Annotated in this window: 17 protein-coding genes; 4 read left to right on the top strand and 13 right to left on the bottom strand. The window is 70.5% G+C overall.

What is annotated here, in order from left to right; all coding sequences use genetic code 11:
* Positions 1-48: 48 nt before the first annotated feature.
* The gene (locus tag Hrr1229_RS02015) at positions 49-747 is read right to left on the bottom strand and encodes a helix-turn-helix domain-containing protein (RefSeq protein WP_123114439.1); all 699 of its coding nucleotides are present in this window, start codon (positions 745-747) and stop codon (positions 49-51) included.
* Between the two features lie 109 nt (positions 748-856).
* Here Hrr1229_RS02015 and Hrr1229_RS02010 point away from each other — a divergent pair, with 109 nt between their 5' ends.
* The 4 genes from Hrr1229_RS02010 (at position 857) to Hrr1229_RS01995 (ending at position 4,886) form a co-directional block, all read left to right on the top strand.
* Positions 857-2,668 (top strand): TraB/GumN family protein, encoded by a 1,812-nt coding sequence (locus tag Hrr1229_RS02010; protein WP_123114440.1) that lies wholly within the window; start codon positions 857-859, stop codon positions 2,666-2,668.
* A gap of 25 nt (positions 2,669-2,693) precedes the next feature.
* Positions 2,694-3,362, top strand: a complete 669-nt coding sequence (locus Hrr1229_RS02005) for a metalloprotease (RefSeq protein WP_123114947.1) — start codon at positions 2,694-2,696, stop codon at positions 3,360-3,362.
* Positions 3,363-3,491: 129 nt separating this feature from the next.
* Positions 3,492-4,544: a phosphoribosylformylglycinamidine cyclo-ligase gene (gene purM / locus Hrr1229_RS02000; protein ID WP_123114441.1), complete on the top strand. Its 1,053-nt coding sequence runs from the start codon at positions 3,492-3,494 to the stop codon at positions 4,542-4,544.
* A 105-nt stretch (positions 4,545-4,649) separates the two neighbouring features.
* Positions 4,650-4,886, top strand: a complete 237-nt coding sequence (locus Hrr1229_RS01995; RefSeq protein WP_123114442.1) for a hypothetical protein — start codon at positions 4,650-4,652, stop codon at positions 4,884-4,886.
* Positions 4,887-4,890: 4 nt separating this feature from the next.
* On the opposite strand, the gene Hrr1229_RS01990 is transcribed toward Hrr1229_RS01995, so the two are convergent.
* From Hrr1229_RS01990 to Hrr1229_RS01935, 12 genes are all read right to left on the bottom strand, one after another.
* Positions 4,891-5,430, bottom strand: a complete 540-nt coding sequence (locus Hrr1229_RS01990) for a CBS domain-containing protein (protein ID WP_123114443.1) — start codon at positions 5,428-5,430, stop codon at positions 4,891-4,893.
* A gap of 103 nt (positions 5,431-5,533) precedes the next feature.
* A complete protein-coding gene (locus Hrr1229_RS01985) occupies positions 5,534-5,908 on the bottom strand; it encodes a DUF555 domain-containing protein (protein ID WP_123114444.1) in 375 nt (124 codons plus the stop codon).
* An 88-nt stretch (positions 5,909-5,996) separates the two neighbouring features.
* Entirely contained in the window at positions 5,997-6,995 is a 999-nt protein-coding gene (locus tag Hrr1229_RS01980) for an isocitrate/isopropylmalate family dehydrogenase (RefSeq protein ID WP_123114445.1), read from the bottom strand.
* Positions 6,992-7,648, bottom strand: coding sequence for a 3-isopropylmalate dehydratase small subunit (gene leuD, locus Hrr1229_RS01975; RefSeq protein ID WP_123114446.1), 657 nt, complete (start codon positions 7,646-7,648; stop codon positions 6,992-6,994). Before leuD ends, Hrr1229_RS01980 begins: the two co-directional genes overlap by 4 nt.
* Positions 7,645-9,066 carry a 3-isopropylmalate dehydratase large subunit gene (leuC, locus tag Hrr1229_RS01970; protein ID WP_123114447.1) on the bottom strand — a complete coding sequence of 474 codons (1,422 nt, stop codon included), beginning with the start codon at positions 9,064-9,066 and terminating at the stop codon, positions 7,645-7,647. The genes leuD and leuC overlap by 4 nt, the downstream gene beginning before the upstream one ends.
* Positions 9,067-9,127: 61 nt before the next feature.
* The gene (gene ilvC, locus Hrr1229_RS01965; protein ID WP_123114448.1) at positions 9,128-10,186 is read right to left on the bottom strand and encodes a ketol-acid reductoisomerase; all 1,059 of its coding nucleotides are present in this window, start codon (positions 10,184-10,186) and stop codon (positions 9,128-9,130) included.
* A gap of 24 nt (positions 10,187-10,210) precedes the next feature.
* The gene (ilvN, locus tag Hrr1229_RS01960; protein WP_123114449.1) at positions 10,211-10,924 is read right to left on the bottom strand and encodes an acetolactate synthase small subunit; all 714 of its coding nucleotides are present in this window, start codon (positions 10,922-10,924) and stop codon (positions 10,211-10,213) included.
* A complete protein-coding gene (gene ilvB, locus Hrr1229_RS01955) occupies positions 10,921-12,735 on the bottom strand; it encodes a biosynthetic-type acetolactate synthase large subunit (protein ID WP_123114450.1) in 1,815 nt (604 codons plus the stop codon). Before ilvB ends, ilvN begins: the two co-directional genes overlap by 4 nt.
* A gap of 355 nt (positions 12,736-13,090) precedes the next feature.
* Positions 13,091-14,251: a 2-isopropylmalate synthase gene (locus tag Hrr1229_RS01950; RefSeq protein WP_217920708.1), complete on the bottom strand. Its 1,161-nt coding sequence runs from the start codon at positions 14,249-14,251 to the stop codon at positions 13,091-13,093.
* 345 nt (positions 14,252-14,596) lie between these two features.
* The gene (locus tag Hrr1229_RS01945) at positions 14,597-15,379 is read right to left on the bottom strand and encodes an ABC transporter ATP-binding protein (RefSeq protein WP_255212578.1); all 783 of its coding nucleotides are present in this window, start codon (positions 15,377-15,379) and stop codon (positions 14,597-14,599) included.
* A gap of 7 nt (positions 15,380-15,386) precedes the next feature.
* A complete protein-coding gene (locus Hrr1229_RS01940; RefSeq protein ID WP_123114453.1) occupies positions 15,387-16,193 on the bottom strand; it encodes an ABC transporter permease in 807 nt (268 codons plus the stop codon).
* Between the two features lies 1 nt (position 16,194).
* A complete protein-coding gene (locus Hrr1229_RS01935) occupies positions 16,195-17,190 on the bottom strand; it encodes a substrate-binding domain-containing protein (protein WP_123114454.1) in 996 nt (331 codons plus the stop codon).
* Positions 17,191-17,568: the final 378 nt, after the last annotated feature.

The following is a 17,568-nucleotide window of genomic DNA, read 5'->3' as shown; positions in this document are numbered from 1 at the left end:
CCCACGGGCGACGGCGAGCCCCGGTCCGGGCGCGCCGTGCCGGTCCGGTCACGCCCCGCTCGTCCGGTACCAGTACGCCCACGCGAGGGTGAACACGAGCGCCGCGCCGAGGAAGAAGACGACGCCGGGCTCGAGCGCCGAGACGGCGTACTCGGCGATGGGGTCGACGACGTACTCGACCGTCCCGTCGATCGCCGCGTCGCCCCCGTCGGCGGCGGCCCCGGTCGATCCGCCGTCGGCCGCGGCGTCCTCGGTGGCGACGCCCGCGTCCCCGCCCCCGGTCGTGGTCGTCACGCGCGCCGTCGGGTCCGCCACCGAGAGGACGCGCTGGGCGGCGGCGGCCGCGAGCCCGATGAGCGCGTACCCGCCGAGCAGCCGCATCAGCGCGCTTTTGATCCCGGCCGACTCCTCGGCGCCGCCGGCGAACAGCACGAGCGGCTCGTCGGCGGCCGCGTACACGTCCATCTCGCGGCCCTTCTCGGAGTAGGTCGTGTCGACGACGTCGACGAGGTCGGCGCCGTCGAGCTTCGAGAGGTGGTACTGCACGTTCTGGAGAGAGGTGTCGACCTCGGCGGCGAGCTCCGACTTGGTCGCCGGCTCGTCGTGGAGACACGTGAGGATCTCGCGGGCGGTCTCGGAGCCGAGGGCGGCGATGAGGTCGTCCGCGTCCTCGTCGTCGACGCCCACGACCCGCGGCTCCCGGTCCTCGGGAGTCGCGTCGGGCAGGGAGGGCAACAGCCGCGACATGATCGGCCCTCCGCGCTGTGAGGATACAAATTTGTTGGATCGATAACGACCCCGCCGGCCCGGTATCGACTCACAAACCCTAAACGCGGCGAGGAGGTACGTCCCGGTAATGACAGAGACGCCAGGGGGCTCCGACGGTGCGTCCGCGCCCCCGACGGCGAGCGACTCCGGGGCGTCCGGCCCCGTGCCGCCCTCCGAGACAGGCGACGAGGCCGAGGGTGACCCCGTGACGGCCGACGGGGTCGAGGACGGCTCCGTGACGGTCGTCGGTACCGCCCACGTCTCCGAACACTCGGTCGACCGGGTCGAGGAGGCGATCGAGCGCGAGCGCCCCGACGTCGTCGCGGTCGAGCTCGACGAGGGCCGGTACCGCCAGCTGCAGGGCGAGACCCCGGACGACCTCGACGCGGGCGACCTCCTGCGCGGGAACACGGTGTTCCAGTTCCTCGCGTACTGGATGCTCTCGTACGTCCAGACGCAGCTCGGCGACCGCTTCGACATCGAGCCGGGCGCGGACATGCGCGCGGCCATCGACGTCGCCGAGGGGCTCGGCATCGACGTCGCCCTCGTCGACCGAGACATCCAGACGACGATCCAGCGCTTCTGGGCCCGGATGACGATTACGGAGAAGCTCCGGATGGTCGGCGGGCTCGCGTTCGGCGTCACCGACTCGCGGATCGTCGGGGTCCTCGCGGGGCTGTTCGCCGGGATCCTCGCGGGGCCGGCGATCGGCCTGTTCGGCGGCGCGCTCGGGATAACCGACGCGCTGCTGACGAGCGTGACGGGCGGTGTACTCGCCGCCGTCGCCGTCGGGATCGCCGTCGATCAGGTCGGGAAGGCGGCGCTCTCGCCGGACGGCCGGCTCTACGCGGCGGCCGGGCTCGGCGCGGGCGCCGGGATCGCCGCGGCGGCCTCCGGCGTCGCGAACGGGCTCGTCTCGACGTACCTCGGCGGCCTCGCCGTGACGGCGATCGGCAGCCTCGGCCTCGGGATCGCACTCGGGCTGACGCTCGGCGTGGTCGTGGCGACGCTGCTCGGACTGACCGGCCGCGACGATGAGCCGGACCACGGCGGTCTCGAGGAGCTCGACGTCGAGGAGCTCACCGACACCGACGTGGTGACGATGATGATGGAGGAGTTCCGCCAGTTCTCGCCGGGCGGCGCCGAGGCGCTCATCGACGAGCGCGACGCGTTCATCGCCCACCGCCTCGTCGCGCTCCGCGACGCGGGTAAGGACGTCGTCGCCGTCGTCGGCGCGGGCCACCAGGCGGGGATCGAGGGGTACCTCGCGAACCCCGAGACGCTCCCGCCGATGGAGGGGCTCGTCGGCCGCGAGCGCGGCGGGAGCAGGCTGCCGTGGAAGAAGGCGATCGGGTACGCGATCACCGTCGGCTTCGTCGGCTTCTTCGTCCTCTTGGCGCTGGCGGGCGTCGAGAACGCCTTCCTCTTCCGGCTGTTCGGCGCGTGGTTCCTCATCAACGGGATATTCGCCTTCGGCTTCGCGAAGGTGGCCGGCGCGCGGTGGATCTCGGCCGGCGTCGGCGGCGCGGTCGCGTGGATGACCTCGATCAACCCGATGCTCGCGCCCGGCTGGTTCACCGGGTACGTCGAGCTCCGGCACCTCACCGTGAACGTCGGCGACATCGGGACGCTCAACGACCTCCTCTCGGACGAGACGCTGTCGCCCTCGGATCTGGTCTCGTCGATGCTCGACGTGCCGCTGTTCAAGCTCATCGTCGTCGTCGCGATGACGAACGTCGGCAGCATCGTCGCGAGCTTCCTGTTCGCCGTCTACGTGATCCCCGCGATGTTCGGCGCCGAGGTCGGCGGCGTCGACGAGGTGGGCCGCCTGCTGGTCGACGGCGCGTACGCCGGCGCGGAGCTCGTTCGGAATACCCTCCTGGGCGGGGGTGGCGCGTGAACCGAGCCGCGACCGGGGGGCGAGCGTGAGCTCGACCTTCCAAGGGCGCCGGATCGCCGGGCTCTACTTCAGCGGCACGGAGCTGCGGGACCTGCTCGTCGCGTGGCTCGCGCTCGGCGTCGCGTTCACGTTCTTCTTCGTCAACGGCACCGCCGGCTTCGACCGGCTGCTCGCGGCGGGGGTGGTCCCGCCGCTGCTCGTCGGCCTGCTCACCGCGGGCGTCGCGTTCCTCCTCCACGAGATCGCCCACAAGGTCGTCGCGGTCCACTACGACCAGGTGGCGGAGTTCCGGGCCGACAACAGCATGCTGTTCCTCGCCGTGATGAGCTCGCTCCTCGGCTTCATCTTCGCCGCGCCCGGGGCGGTCCACCACCGCGGCCGGCTGACCCCGAAGGAGCACGGCCACATCGCGCTCGCCGGCCCGGTCGTCAACCTGCTCCTCACGCTCGTCTTCCTGCCGGCGCTCCTCATCGGCCCCGCCGTCGGGAGTCCCGTGATCACCCTGATCGGCTCCCGCGGGATCGCGATCAACGTCTTCCTCGCGGCGTTCAACCTGATCCCGTACGGCCCGCTCGACGGGAAGACCGTGCTCGACTGGAGCAAGGCGGCGTGGGCCGGCTTCTTCGCCGTCTCCGTCCTGCTCACGGTCGGGCTCGTCTTCGTGGGCGGGCTCGGCTTCGGCGGGCCGTTCTGAACGGCCCCCGCCGCCCTCCGTCGACGGCGGCCTGCCGCCTCTGTCGCCGCTGGACTCGTCCCCCGTCGCCGCCGCCGCCCTCCCGGCGGGAACGGTGCGCTTTTGCTCCGCCGGCGTCCCTCGACACACATGACCGAGGACGGCGGCGCGGCGGGCGGAAGCGACGGGGAAGCGACGGGCGACGACGAGCTCACCTACGCCGACGCGGGCGTCGACATCGACGCGAGCGAGGCGGCGACCGCGGCGCTGATCGGCGCCGTCGGCGAGGCCGAGGGCGACTACGCCGGTCTCCTCGACATCGGCGACCGGTACCTCGCGCTCGCGACCGACGGCGTCGGGACGAAGCTGCTCGTCGCCGAGGCGCTCGGCGACTACTCGACGGTCGGCATCGACTGCATCGCGATGAACGTCAACGACCTCGTCGCCGCCGGCGTCCGTCCCGTCGCCTTCGTCGACTACCTCGCGGTCGACGAGCCGGACGAGCGGTTCGCCGAGCAGGTCGGCGACGGCCTCGCCCGCGGCGCCGAGCTCGCCGACATGGAGCTCGTCGGCGGCGAGACGGCGGTGATGCCCGACGTGATCAACGGGCTCGATCTGGCGGGCACCTGCGCCGGGCTCGCCGCGAAGGACGCCGTCTTCGACGGCGCGGCGGAGCCGGGCGACGCCCTCGTCGGCTGGCGCTCCTCAGGGATCCACTCCAACGGGCTCACGCTCGCCCGCGAGGCCGCGACCCGCGAGCACGCGTACACCGACCTGTGCCCGTTCGAGGGGTACGAGACGGTCGGCGAGGCGCTGCTGGAGCCGACCCGGATCTACACGGACCTGCTCGACCCCATGCGCGATCACGGCGTGCACGGCGCGGCCCACGTCACCGGCGGCGGGTGGACGAACCTGACGCGGCTCGGCGACCACCGGTACGTCGTCGAGGACGCCTTCGACCCCCAGCCCGTCTTCGAGTTCGTGCAGACCGAGGGGAACGTCCCGGACGAGGAGATGCACCGGACGTTCAACATGGGCACCGGCTTCGTCGCGGCCCTCGACCCCGACGCCGCCGAGTCGCTGGCGGCCGCCACTGACGGCCGTGTGATCGGGCGCGTCGAGGAGAGCGACGCGACCGACGCGACGGGCGACGGCGACGACGGGGCGGCCGGGACCGTCTCGATCCGCGGGCTGGAGCTGTAGGCGCGCGGCCGCTGAGAACGAGATATTTTTGCCGGTAGTCCGGAGCAGCGGCCCGATTTACTCGCGAACGCCGTCTTATACCCGCGAGGGGCGTAGATTCTGCCGATGGCAGACCGATCCGAGCCCACGGAGTCGGACGTCGCCGCCGACGGCGACGCGAGCGCCGGTCCCGAGGGAGACGCCGACGACTCGGATCACCTCGCTGACGTGGAGGACGGGGCGGGCTGTACGGAGATCTGGGAGCATCTCTCGGAACGGCGGGAGGCGGAGCGGGAGAAACCGAAGCGGAACGAGACGAACCGGGAGGAGACGGAGGCGAACGAGACGACGCGCAGCGAGTAGCTAGCTACGAGAGGTGCGCGGCGATGTCCGCCTCGGTGATGATCCCGACCGTCTCGCCGCCGTCGGTGACCATCACGGCCTTGTAGTGGTCCAGCAGGTTCCGGACCTCGTCGACGGTCGCGCTCGGCGCGACCGTGGGGAACGACTCGCTCATCACCTCGCTGACGGGGTGGTCCCCGACGTTCTCGCCCGCGTGGACCACGTCGCCCTGACTGATCGAGCCGACGGGCACCCCGTTCTGGAGGACCGGGAGCTGCGAGTACGCCTCCTCCTCCATCAGGTCGACCGCCTCGCGCACCGCGTCGTCGGGCGCGACGCTGATCACCGTCTCGTTCATCAGGTCGCTCGCGCGCACGACCTCGCCCTCCGCCTCGTGGAGCGCGTTGACGATCCGCCGGAGCGTCGAGAGCCGCGGGTCGACGTCGCCGCCCTCGATCCGGGCGATCAGGGGCTGGGAGACGTCCGCCGCGTCGGCCAGCTCGCTCTGCGTCAGCTCCAGCGTCGTCCGTCGCTCGCGGAGGTCCTGTGGCGTCGGAAGTTCCATACCCCAAATAACTCCGGGTTATTAGAAAAGGTTTCGGCGACGACCGATATCGCGGCGGCGGTCGCGAGCCCCGTTCGACCGCGACACGCTCACTCGTCGCGTCTCACTCGTCGTCGCGGTCGTCGTCCTCGTCGCCCTCCGTCTCGATGATCTCGATGACCTCGAGGGGGACGTCTCGCAGCGCGCCGCCGACCTCGCTCTTCGCGATCCGCTCCGCGTGCTCCTCGCTGTCGGCGTTGAAGATGTCGATCTCCAAGAGGAGCCCGACCAAGGCCGTGTTCGCGGCGAGAAACGCGGCGTCGAACGGCTCGCCGCAGGCCGGACAGCCGGTGACGCCGGGCTCGACCTCGACGTACTGCTTGTCCGTCTCGTTGAGTCGCTTGCCGGCTTCGCTGACCGCGACGCCGATGGCGTCGTCGGTCTCCTCGACGTCACGGACCAACCAGGCGGCTTCCATCGCGACTTCGTAGTTGCTCATACCCGGACGGACGGGCCGCAGGGTTTCCTTTCTTGTGGTTCGACCGCGGCCACCGTGCGAGGCCCTCTCTCGCGGAACGGTCCGGCGCCTAGAGCCGGTCGACGATCGCCGCGGTGACCTCGTCGGTCGTCGCGTCGCCGCCGAGGTCGCCGGTGCGGGGCCCGTCGGAGAGCACGCCCTCCACGGCGTCGCGCACCCGCTGCCCCTCCTCGACGTACCCGAGGTACTCCAACAGCATCGCGGCCGACAGTATCGCCGCCGTCGGGTTCGCGACCCCTTGGCCGGCGATGTCGGGCGCGGTCCCGTGGACCGGCTCGAACAGGGCGTTGTCGTGGCCGACGTTCGCCGACGGGAGCAGGCCGAGCCCGCCCACGAGCCCGGCCGCCAGGTCCGAGAGCACGTCGCCGGCGAGGTTCGGGCAGACGATCACGCCGTACTGCGTCGGGTCCATCGGGAGCTTCGTCGCGAACGCGTCCATCAGCTCCTCGTCGGCGTCGACGCCGCGCTCCTCGGCGACCGCGAGCATCTCCTCGCGGAACCGCCCGTCCGTCTCGCGCATCACGTTCGCCTTGTGCGCGACGGTGAACCCGTCCTCGGGGCCGCCGGCGGGCCCTCGACCGTCCTCGACGAACTCGCAGGCGTACTCCGCCAGCTCGCGGGAGGCGGAGGAGGTGACCACTCGCGTCAGCGTCGAGAGGTCCTCGGAGAGCCGGTCCTCGTGGCCCGAGTAGACGCCCTCGGTGTTCTCGCGGAGGAAGACGACGTCCGTCTCCGGGCGGAGCGCGTCGACGCCGGGGTACGCCTTCGCCGGCCGGACGTTGACGAACGAGTCGACGGCGTCGCGCAGCGGGAGGATGACGTCGGCGGCGGTCTCGCCCGCGGCGCCGAACAGCGTGGCGTCCGCGCCCGCGGCGAGCTCGTACGTCTCCGCCGGGAGCGCCTCGCCGGTCGCCTCCTTCGTCGCGTCGCCGGCCTCGCCCGCGACGAACTCGAAGGCGAGGTCGAACGCCTCCAACACCTCGAGGGCCGCGGGGACGACCTCCCGGCCGATCCCGTCGCCCTCGATGACGGCGATCTCGTGGCTCACGCCCCGTCCCCCGGGATGTCCGCCTCCGGAACGTAGGGGAGCGACCGGGCGGTCTCGCGGACGGCGCCCGCGTTCGCGCCCATCAGCGCCGTGGTGTCCCAGACGCCCTCGACGAGGGCCTTCCGCTGCGCGTCGTGGACCGTCGCGTCGATCACGGTGTCGCCGTACGTGATCGTCTCGGCGGCCACGTCGATGTCGACGTCGGCGTCCGGGTTCGCCTCGACGTAGTCCTGGAGCGCCTCGATATCCTCCTGGTCGGCGGTGACCGTGGGGATCCCGAGCGCGAGGCAGTTGCCCGCGAAGATCTCCGCGAACGACTCGCCGACGACGGCGTCGATCCCCCAGCGCATCAGCGCCTGCGGCGCGTGCTCGCGCGAGGAGCCGCAGCCGAAGTTGGCGTTGACTACCAAGACGTTCGCGCCCTGGTACTGCTCCTCGTTGAACGGGTGGTCCTTCTCGTTGTCGTCGTCGTCGAACCGCTGGTCGAAGAAGGCGAACTGCCCCAGCCCGTCGAAGGTGACGACCTTCAGGAACCGCGCCGGGATGATCTGGTCGGTGTCGATGTCGTTCCCGCGGACGGGGATTCCCGTCCCTGAGACCTCGGTGACCTTCTCGGCCGGCGCCTCGCCGTCGCTGAACTCGGGAGAGCTCATACGGTCGCCACCTCCTCCATCTCGCGGACGTCGGTGACCTCGCCGGTCACCGCCGCGGCCGCGACCATGATCGGACTCATCAGCACGGTCCGGCCCTCCTTCGACCCCTGCCGGCCGACGAAGTTCCGGTTCGAGGAGGACGCGCTCGCCTCGTCGCCCTCGAGCTGGTCGTCGTTCATCCCGAGACACATCGAGCAGCCGGGCTCGCGCCAGTCGAAGCCCGCCTCGGTGAATATCTCGTCAAGCCCCTCCGCCTCTGCGGCGTCGCGGACGCGCTGACTGCCGGGCACGACCATCGCGCGCACGTCGTCGTCGACCTCGCGGCCCTCGACGAACGCCGCGGCCTCGCGGAGGTCCTTCAGGCGCGCGTTCGTACACGAGCCCAGGAACGCCACGTCGATGTCGTAGCCCTCCATCGTGTCGCCCGGTTCGACGCGCATGTGCTTCTGTGCGCGACGCGCGGTGTCGCGGTCCTCCTCGGGGAGATCGTCCGGGTCCGGGATCGGCTCCGTGATGCCCGCGGTCTGTCCGGGCGTGGTCCCCCACGTCACGGTCGGCTCGATCGCCGAGCCGTCGATGGTGACGACGTCGTCGTACTCCGCGTCGTCGTCGGTCCGGATCGACTCCCAGTAGGGCTTCAGCCGCTCGAACTCCTCGGGATCGTCTTCGAACGCGTCCGTCTCCCGGAGCCACTCGTAGGTGGTCTCGTCGGGGTTGACGTACCCCGCGCGGGCGCCGCCCTCGATGGACATGTTACAGATGGACATCCGTCCCTCCATGCCGAGGTTCTCGATGGCCTCGCCGCCGTACTCGTAGACGTGTCCGACGCCGCCGTCGGTCCCGAGCTTCCCGATGATCGTCAGGATGATGTCCTTCGCGGTGACGCCCTCGCCGAGCTCGCCCGTGACCTCGATCCGGCGGACCTTCTGTTTCTCCATGGCGACGCAGCCCGTCGCCAGCACGTCGCGGATCTGCGAGGTGCCGATGCCGAACGCCAGCGCGCCGAACGCGCCGTGCGTCGACGTGTGGGAGTCGCCGCAGACGATCGTCATACCGGGCTGCGTGAGCCCCTGCTCCGGCCCGATGACGTGGACGATGCCTTGGTCGCCGGAGTCGGGGTCGGAGAAGTTGATGCCGGACCCCCGGAGGTTCTCCTCGAGCTCCGACATCATGGTCTCGGCCGCCTCGTCCTCGAACGGTCGGTCGCGGTTCCCGGTCGGTACGATGTGGTCGACCGTCGCGTGCGTGCGCTCCGGGAAGGCGACCTCCTGGCCGCGCTCCCGCAGCATCCCGAACGCCTGCGGACTGGTGACCTCGTGGACGAGGTGGAGCCCGACGAACAGCTGGTCCTGTCCGGTCGGCAGCTCCGTCACCTTGTGTCGGTCCCACACCTTGTCGTACAGAGTCCCCTCGCTCATCGGGGATCACCCGCGCGGGACGCGGTCACAGTGGCTCGGTTCGCGTCGCCGCGTACGCCCATCACGCGGTCACCTCCGCCGACTCTTCTTCCTCTTCCTCGCCCTCTTCCTGCCACGCGAACAGGCCGCGCAGCTCCTCGCCGACGGCCTCGATCTCGTGGTTCTTCTCGGCGTTACGCAGCTGGGTGTACGCCGGCCGCCCGGCCTGGTTCTCGGAGATCCACTCGCGGGCGAAGGTGCCGTTCTGAACGCCCTCGAGCACCTCCTCCATGTTCGCGCGGACCTGGTCGTCGATGATCTCGTCGCCGCGGGTGAGCCCGCCGTACTCCGCCGTGTGCGAGACGGAGTCCCACATGGCGCCGAGCCCGCCCTCGTACATCAGGTCGACGATGAGCTTCATCTCGTTCATGCACTCGAAGTACGCCATCTCGGGGGAGTACCCCGCCTCGACGAGCGTCTCGTACCCCTGCTTGATCAGCGAGGCGATGCCGCCGCAGAGGACGGCCTGCTCGCCGAACAGGTCGGTCTCGGTCTCCTCCCGGAAGCTCGTCTCGACGACGCCGGCGCGGGTACAGCCGATGGCGGCCGCGTACGCGAGCGCCTCGTCGTGGGCCTCGCCCGTGGCGTCCTGGTACACCGCCAGCAGTCCCGGCGTCCCCTGGTCGTTCTCGTAGTTCCGGCGGACGATGTGGCCCGGCGACTTCGGCGCGATCATCGTCACGTCGACGTCCTCGGGCGGCTGGATCTGGTTGTAGTGGATGTTGAACCCGTGCGCGAACTGGAGCGTGTCGCCGGGCTCGAGGTTCGGTTCGATCGACTCCTCGTAGACGTCCGCCTGGACCGTGTCGGGGAGGAGGACGCTCACGATGTCGGCCGCTTCGGCGGCCTCGGCGGGCGTCGCAACCTCGAGCCCGTCGCTCTCGGCGGCCTCCCGCGAGGAGCTGTCCTCGCGCAGGCCGACGATTACGTCGACGCCGCTCTCGTTCAGGTTCTGGGCGTGCGCGTGCCCCTGCGAGCCGTAGCCGAGGACGGCCACGACCTTCTGGGCGATCGCTTCGCCGTCCGCGTCTTCGTCGTAATATACGTTGGATTCGACCGTCTGCATGTCGTTGTCGCTCATTGTGTATCGTGTGTTGGAACTGCGTCAGCTGTCGTGCGTCGTCGGTTCACCGGCCGTTCCGGGTTTCTCTCCGGGCGCCGTCGGGGTATCGCCGCGCGCGAGCGCGGTCTGGCCCGTCCGGGCGATCTCGATGATGCCGAACTGGCGGAACGCGTCCAGCGCGTCGTCGATCCGCGCCTCGTCGCCGGTGAGCTGGACGGTGATCGTCCGCGGCCCGGCGTCGAGCGTCCGGCCGTCGTACATGTCGCAGACCGCGTGGACCGCGGCGGGGTCGTCGGCCTCGACCTTCAGCAGGACCAGCTCGGCCGTGACGGCGTCGCCGGACACCTCGCCGACGGAGATAACCGGTTTCAGCTTCGCCATCTGCTTTTCGATCTGGTCGATGCCGGGGTCCGTCTCCTCGACGACCATCGTGATCCGCGAGTGGCCCTCGACGGTCGTCGGGCCGACGGTGAGGCTCTCGATGTTGAACTGGCGGCGGGAGACGAGCCCGGAGACGCGCGCGAGCACGCCCGGCTCGTCCTCCACGAGCGCCGAGATGACGGCGCGCCGCGACTCGTGTTCCGCCTCGACGACGGGGTCGATCCGGATCCCCTCGAGGTTCCGACGCCCCTCCGGGTGGGGTCGCTCCTCGGGGCCGGGCTGCTCGCTCGGCGCGGGCCGGGAGTCGTCGTCGGGGGCATCGGCGGCGGAGCCGCCGTCGGTCGCGGGTCGGGAGTCGGACGAATCGCCGCTCATAGCTGGTCCTCCGCGGTGGCGAACTTGCCGTTCGCGCCCCCGCTCGGCACCATCGGCAGGACGTTCTCCTCGGGGTCGACGTGGAAGTCGATCACGGCGGGCCCGTCGTAGTCGAGGGCCTCCTCGACCGCCGGCGCGACCTCGTCGTAGTCGTCGACGCGGAGCCCGAGGGCGCCGAACGCCTCGGCGAGCTTGTCGAACTCGGGCATCCACGTGTAGTCGGAGGCCATGTGGCGCCCCTCGTAGAAGGCGTCCTGCCACTGGCGCACCATGCCGATGTACTCGTTGTTGAGCACGGCGAAGGTGATATCGAGGTCCTCGCGGACGGCCACCGAGAGCTCCTGCATCGTCATCAGGAAGGAGCCGTCACCGTCGAAACAGATCACGTCGCGGTCGGGCTCGCCCATGTTGTCGGCGGCGACGCGCGCGCCGACCGCGGCGGGCACGCCGTACCCCATCGTGCCCAGGCCGTGCGAGGAGACCCACGTCCGGGGCTCCGTGTACGTCCAGAACTGGGAGGCCCACATCTGGTGTTGGCCCACGCCGGTCGTCACGATGGTGTCGTCGTCAGTCGCCTCGTCGAACGCCTCGACGACGAACTGCGGCTTCAGCGGCTCGTCCTCGGGCGTCGCGTAGGTGAGCGGGTACGTCTCCTTCCACTCTGCGCACCGCTCGCGCCACGCCTCGGCGTCGGGCGCCTCGCGGACCGCCGCGGTCAGCTGGTCGAGGACGCGCTCCGCGTCGCCGATCAGCGGGTGGTCCGCGTAGACGTTCTTCGAGATCTCGGCCGGGTCGATGTCGACGTGAACGACCTCCGCCTCCGGGGCGAACGTGTCGATGCCGCCGGTGAGCCGGTCGTCGAATCGGGTGCCGACCGCGATCAGGCAGTCGGTGTGGGTGATCGCCATGTTCGCGTAGCCCGTGCCGTGCATCCCGGCCCACGAGAGGCTGAGCTCGTCGTCCTCGGGGAACGAGCCGATCCCCGGCATCGTCGTCGTCACCGGGATCCCGTACGTCCGCGCGAACGTCCGCGCGGCGTCGCTCGCCTCGGCCTTGATGACGCCGCCGCCGAACAGACAGAGGGGGCGCTCGGCCTCCTCGATGGCCCGCGCGGCCGCCTCGACCGCGTCGGCGTCGGCGTTCGGGTCGGGGTCGGTGCCGGCCGGCGGTGCGGCCGGCCCCGGCGTCTCGTCGGTCTCGTCCTGCGTGACGTCCTTCGGGAGGTCGACGAGCGTCGGTCCCGGGCGACCGGCCCGCGACAGCTCGAACGCCTCGCCGACGGTGTCGCCGACGGTGTCGGCGCCGCCCGCGAAGTAGTTGTGTTTCGTGATCGGTCGCGTGACGCCGATGGTGTCGGTCTCCTGGAACGCGTCGTTGCCGACGAACTCGGTCGGCACCTGCCCGGTCAACGCGAGCATCGCGTCGGAGTCCATGTCGGCGTCGGCGATCCCGGTGACGAGGTTCGTCGCCCCGGGGCCGGACGTCGCGAGGCAGAGCCCCGGTTCGCCGGACACGACGCCGTACGCGTCGGCGGCGTGGACGGCGCCCTGCTCGTGGGCCATGGTGACGTGGTCGATCGACGAACTGTACAAGGCGTCGTAGACGGGCATGATCGCGCCGCCCTGGACGCCGAAGGCGGTCTCCGCGCCGGCCGCCTCGAGGGCGGCGACGACCGACTCCGCGCCGGTCGAGACCGCCCCCGCGGCGGGCGTCTCGTCGGGGTCGGCGGCGGGGGCGTCGTCGGCTCCCTCCGCCGGCTCTTCGGCGCCCTCGGGGTCGTCCTCTCGTGGGTGTGCTGCTGTGTCGCTCATTGTCGTGGTGGTGTTCGGTGTGGCATCTCGTACGCGTCGAAGTTCGGTCCGAACGCCGGAACCGCGGGCGGACGGCCGCCCGTCCGCTGGCGTTCGTCGGTACGTCGGGTCGGTGAGGAAGGGGTAGTGTAGGGGCTTATACCCCTACAATAATCGGCGCGACGGCTCCGGCGACGTCGGCTGTCATCGGGACCGCGGTGTGCCGTCGCATCTCGCCCTGACCAACGGAGCCGCGATATAAATCCCTGTCGGGACGCCGATCCGGTCGATCGGCCCGCGACGAACGGGACCGCGAGCGCCGCCGTCGACGCTGACGGCGGTCGCTCGGCGGGCTCCCCGGTCAGGGGGGCGGCCATCAGACCCGGACCTCCTCCTCGCGGTCGATGCCCGCCTCCTCGGCGAAGCGCTCGACGTCGCCGGCGGTCACCTGCCGCTTGCCGGAGCCGTACTCCTTGACGCGTTTGGTGATGCGCCGGACCTCTCCGTCGCTCGGGTCGAAGCCGGCCTCCACCAGGTGCTTGCGCACGCTGTGGGTGCCGGTGTGTTTCCCGAGCACGAACTCCCGTTCGGCCCCCACCATCTCGGGGGTCATCACGCCGGTCTCGAACGTGTCGGCGTTCTCGATGACGCCGGCCGCGTGGATGCCCGACTCGTGCGCGAACGCGTTGCGCCCGGTGACGGGCTTGTTCGCGGGCACGGGGATGTCGGACGCCTCCTCGACGATCCGCGCCAGCTTGGTGATCTGGGTCGTGTCGATGCCGGTGTCGACGCCGTACACCGACTCGACGGCCATCACGACCTCCTCGTAGGCGGCGTTGCCGGCGCGCTCGCCGATCCCGTTGACCGACACCTGCGCCTGCTCGGCGCCGTTCTCGAAGCCGGTGACGGCGTTCGCCGCGGCCATCCCGAAGTCGTCGTGCGTGTGCACGTCGACGCGGGCGTCGGTCGCCTCGACGACGGCCTTCACCGTCTTCCCGAAGCTCGTCGGCATCGCCACGCCGCACGTGTCCGGGATGTTGATCCAGTCCGTGCCGGCGTCCGAGACCGCCTCGACGATCTCCGTCAGGTAGTCCGGGTCCGTCCGGGTGGCGTCCATCGGCGAGAACATGCACTCGACGCCGGCGTCTTTCACCTGCTCGACGGCGTCGACCGCGCGTTCCTTCGCCTCGGCTCTGGTCGCGTGCATCGAGTCCTCCAGCTGCACGTCGCTGGTGGAGACGAACACGTGGACCATCTCGACGCCGGAGTCGATCGCGGCGTCGATGTCGCCCTCGACGACCCGCGCCAGCCCGCAGACGGTGGTGTCCGTCGCGGCGGCGATGTCGCTCACGGCCTCGAACTCCGCGTCCGAGTTCACCGGGAACCCAGCCTCGATGACGTGGGTGTTCATGTCGTCCAGCGTCGCCGCTATGCGGCGTTTCTCGTCATAGCTGAACGACGTCCGTGGTGACTGTTCTCCGTCTCGTAACGTCGTGTCGAAGATCCGTACAGGACCGATTTCGATGTTAGAAGCTATCGTGCCCTGGAAGAACTCGATCCGCCGGGGTGTCCGACGAAGCCTCCGTGATGTCTGTCATCGGTTCACGACAGTACGGTGGAGAACTTAACGCTTGTGCCGTTCGCAAAAACGACTCCGCGGCGACAGGGCTACGGGGATCGCGGTCGGCGGAAAACCGCACGACACCAACGTCGTGGGCACTCCTTATATTATTTATATTCGTCTCGGCGCGATCTGGGACTGTGATTTCGGAACCCGGTTAATAAGGGGTATCGACGTTCGTTTCGTTTCGGCCGCGGCCGGGGCGCGCGAGCGGAGGCGAGCCCGGTCCGAGTCGGCTCGATGCGGTCAGGTCCGTCCGGCTCAGAGCCCGAGCGCGTCGGTGATCTCGCGGCGCGCCGCCAGCAGTCCCCCGTCGGTCCGGTCGCGGGGGCGGTCGGCGTCGACGTCGATCACCGCCTCGACCGTCCCGGGCTGACCGCCGAGGACGACCACGCGGTCGGCGAGGTAGGCGGCCTCCTCGACGTCGTGCGTCACCAGCGCGACCGTGGTTCCCCGCTCCGCCCATACGTCGAGCAGGTGGTCCTGCTGCTCGTACTTCGTCAGCCGGTCGAGCGCCGAGAACGGCTCGTCGAGCAGCAACACCTCCGGATCGTAGGCGAGCCCCCGCGCCAGCGAGACCCGCTGGGCCATCCCCCCGGAGAGCTCGCCCGGGCGGCTCTCCGCGAACCCGTCGAGCCCCACCGTCTCGATCAGGTCGTCAACGCGGTCGCTGGCGGCGGGGTCGTCGCGGTCGACGTCCGCCGGGAGCCCGATCGCGACGTTCTCCCGGACGTCGGCCCACGCGAGGAGCCGCGGCTCCTGGAACACCATCCCGACGTGGTCGCTGCCGGCCCTCCGCACGTCGGTCCCGCCGACCGCGGCCTCGCCCTCGAAGCGCTCCTCCAGCCCGGAGAGCACGCGCAGCAGCGTCGACTTCCCGCAGCCGGAGGGGCCGACGACCGCCACGAACTCCCCCTCGTCGACCGCGAGGTCGACGCCGTCGAGCGCGACCGTCTCGCCGTAGCGCTTGGTGAGCCCGCGCACCGCGAGCGACGGGTCGGTCGTCGACTCCGGCCTCTCCTCGCTCGCGTCGCCGTCCGGGATCGCTCCCTCACCGACCGACGACACGGTTCTCCACCTCCTTGACGGCCAGGTCCGAGAGGTTCCCGAGGAAGGCGAAAAGCAGGATCGAACCGACGATGATGTCCGGCCGCGCGAGCACGCGCCCGTCGCTCAGCAGGAACCCGATCCCCTCGCTGGCCGCGATCAGCTCCGCGGCCACGACGAACATCCACGCCAGTCCGACGCCGCCGCGGATCCCGACGAGCAGACTCGGTACCGCCGCCGGGAACACCACCCGTCGGAGCGACTCGATCCGGCCGAGGTCGTACACCTCGGCCACCTCCAGCAGGTCCTCGCTCACCTCGCCGATCCCCGCCGAGAGGTTGAGGTACACCGGGAAGAAGGCGCCGACGGCGATCAGCAGCACCTTCGCGCCCTCGCCGATCCCGAACCACAGCAGGAACAGCGGCACCCACGCCAGCGAGGGGATGTTCTTGAGACTCTGGAGCAGCGGATCGAGCAAGTCGGCGGCGAGCTCGGAGAGTCCGGTGAGCGTTCCGAGAGCGATCCCGACGCTCGCGCCGAGGAGCACCCCGAGGAACACGCGCTGGACCGTGATCGCGACGTGGCCCCACAGCTCGCCCGAGGCGCCGAGCCCGTAGAGCGTCTCGACCACCCGCAGCGGCGCCGGGAGCTGGTGGGCGGCGAAGACGCCGGTCGCGACCAGCAGGTGCCAGGCGACGACGATCGCCGCGGGCACGACGAACCCGATCAGCCACCGGAACCGGTCGGCGTCGGGGAGGGTCTCGGCGGCGGCGTCGGCGCTCGCCCGTCCCGTCTCTCGCGTCGTCGCCATCTCACTCGCCTCCGGAACCGGCGTCGCTCACGGTCTCGCTCGCGAACTCCGGGTCGAGCAGGTCGTCGATACTCCCCGCGGGGTCGGCGTCGTCGGTGACGAGTCCCTCGCGCTCTAGGATGGGCGCGAGGTCGGCGAGCAGGTCGCGGTGCGGGTCGCCCGGAATCGGCTCCGAGAGGTCGGTCCGCTTCGTGAACACGCGCTCGGCCACCGCCTCGGACATCTCCGACTCGCTCGCGAGGATCCCCGCGGTCGCCTCGGGGTTGTCGATCGCCCACCTGCGGCCGCGCTCGTAGGTCTCGAGGACGCGTCGGGCGTCCTCCGGGTGATCCGCGAGGAAGCCGTCGAGGAAATTGAGGAAGCCGTAGGTGTTGTACGCGGGCTCGCGGAAGAACAGCTCCGCGCCGTCGTGTTCCAGCTCCAGCTCGGCCATGTGGGGGTCGAGCCCGGCCCACGCGTCGACGTCGCCCCCCACCAGCGCCGACTGCCCCTCGGGGTGTTGGAGGTGGACGACCTCGACGTCGTCCTCGCTCAGGCCGGCGTCGTCGAGCGCCTGCAGCAAAAAGAAGTACGGGTCGGTGCCGCGGGTGGCGGCGACGCGCTTGCCCTCCAGGTCGGCGACCGACTCGATCCCCGTCTCCGCGAACGTGACGAGCGCGGTCCACTCGGGCTCGGAGTAGACGTACGGCGTCGTGATTGGCACGCCGTTCGACCGCGCCATCAGCGCCGCGATCCCGGCGGTCGAGGCGACCTCCGCCTCCCCGCCCTGCGAGTACTCGTTGGCCTGGTTGCTGCCGAGGCTCAGCACCCACTCCACGTCGACGTCCGTCTCCGCGAACGCCTCCGCCAGCCACCCCTTCTCGCGCAGGACGAGGCTGACCGGGTTGTAGTAGGCGTAGTCGACCGTCACGGTGCGTCCGTCGCTCCCGGCGCAGCCGGCGAGCAGCGAGCCGCCGATCGTCGCGCCGGTGCCGCGCAGGAACTGTCTTCGTTCCATCGTACCACCTCGTACCGGTGCCATTCATAAGGGCATATGCTTATAAAGAATATTTATCTGCAGCTATGATGTTTAACAGTAATCAATTGTGCGCCGTGAGAGACGAACACAGGGACGAACCCGGCGGTTCAGGTCGTGTAGCGTCGATCTGTCCCGATCACTCGGCTCGGCCCCGCTGAACCGCCGAGCGCCCGCCGTGTCCGATACCGGAGTCGATTGCCGTCAGGTGGTATCCGACCGACGCGCGACGGCCCGGCGACGAGAGCGCGACGCGCGGCGATCGGACGGTCGCATTTATAAACCGATCCGCGGCGACGCCGTCTCGATAGCCGAACGGCTCACCGCCCGCCGAGAGTCGGGTCGCGAGGGGCCGCCGAC

Origin of the sequence: Halorubrum sp. CBA1229, from assembly GCF_003721435.2 — an archaeon.
GTDB lineage: Archaea > Halobacteriota > Halobacteria > Halobacteriales > Haloferacaceae > Halorubrum.
The sequence above is the reverse complement of the archived record's forward strand: the minus strand, read 5'-3'. Positions and strand labels throughout refer to the sequence as shown.